Here is a 714-nt window from a genome sequence, read left to right as displayed (position 1 = left end):
TAGAAAACAACAAATCACGAGCATAAGAACTAATAGTTTGACCCAAAAGTTCAGCACGTTCCTTTATTTCAAGTTTTTCATCTACACTCATGCGAATATTCAAAACAGTCATTTTTTCACTCATAATACACCACCTATTATTTTATAATACAATAATAACACAAAATAATATATATTTTAATAAACATAGTAATAATTAAGTAAAATAAAATATGTAATACGTAAAATAAAATATATAAAAACTTGACTTTTTGAACTAACATTGTTATACTTTAGATAGTCAAAAGCCTTGTTCGTCAAGGATACGATATTTGTTTATTAAGCCTTGTTCGTCAAGGATTCAAATCGGGGCGTATTTAATATACGCCTTATTTTTTTTGAGAGGTATTTATGGATATAGGTGGAGTTTATATTGTTAATTTCCCACGCAAGGGTGGCAATGAAATTTATGGTCAACATTATGCAGTAGTTTTAAGTTCATTATCAAAGGACGATAAAACACTTCTTGTCGCACCGATAACAGGAAAAAAGAATAATAAAAAATATCGTGGTGGAATAACAATCGATAACAGAAAATACCAAACAAATCCCTCATATACCCAGTCTTTTATATATATCCGAAAAATACAAGAGATTGATAAAAGAAAAATCATTTATCTAAAAAAGAACAAACCGATGAATTAGGAAACATCAAATTAGATGAAAACGGGAATG

2 protein-coding genes are annotated in these 714 nt (G+C 28.3%); one reads left to right on the top strand and one right to left on the bottom strand.

The features are described 5' to 3' along the window. The coding region (locus SPADD19_RS13205) for a hypothetical protein (RefSeq protein WP_423170615.1) at window positions 1–91 on the bottom strand (91 nt) is incomplete at its 3' end. 299 nt (window positions 92–390) lie between these two features. On the opposite strand from SPADD19_RS13205, the gene SPADD19_RS11275 reads away from it, so the two are divergent. Continuing rightward, window positions 391–684, top strand: coding sequence for a type II toxin-antitoxin system PemK/MazF family toxin (locus SPADD19_RS11275; protein WP_061455993.1), 294 nt, complete (start codon window positions 391–393; stop codon window positions 682–684). Window positions 685–714 lie beyond the last annotated feature (30 nt).

It is taken from the genome of Streptococcus parasanguinis (assembly GCF_001578955.1).
Lineage (GTDB): Bacteria > Bacillota > Bacilli > Lactobacillales > Streptococcaceae > Streptococcus > Streptococcus parasanguinis_U.
This window is presented reverse-complemented; position numbering and strand designations above follow the sequence as displayed.

What these genes read in the sequence shown, in the direction of transcription:
- SPADD19_RS11275 (WP_061455993.1), top strand. Translation starts at nt 391, where the DNA reads ATGGATATAGGTGGAGTTTATATTGTTAATTTCCCACGCAAGGGTGGC.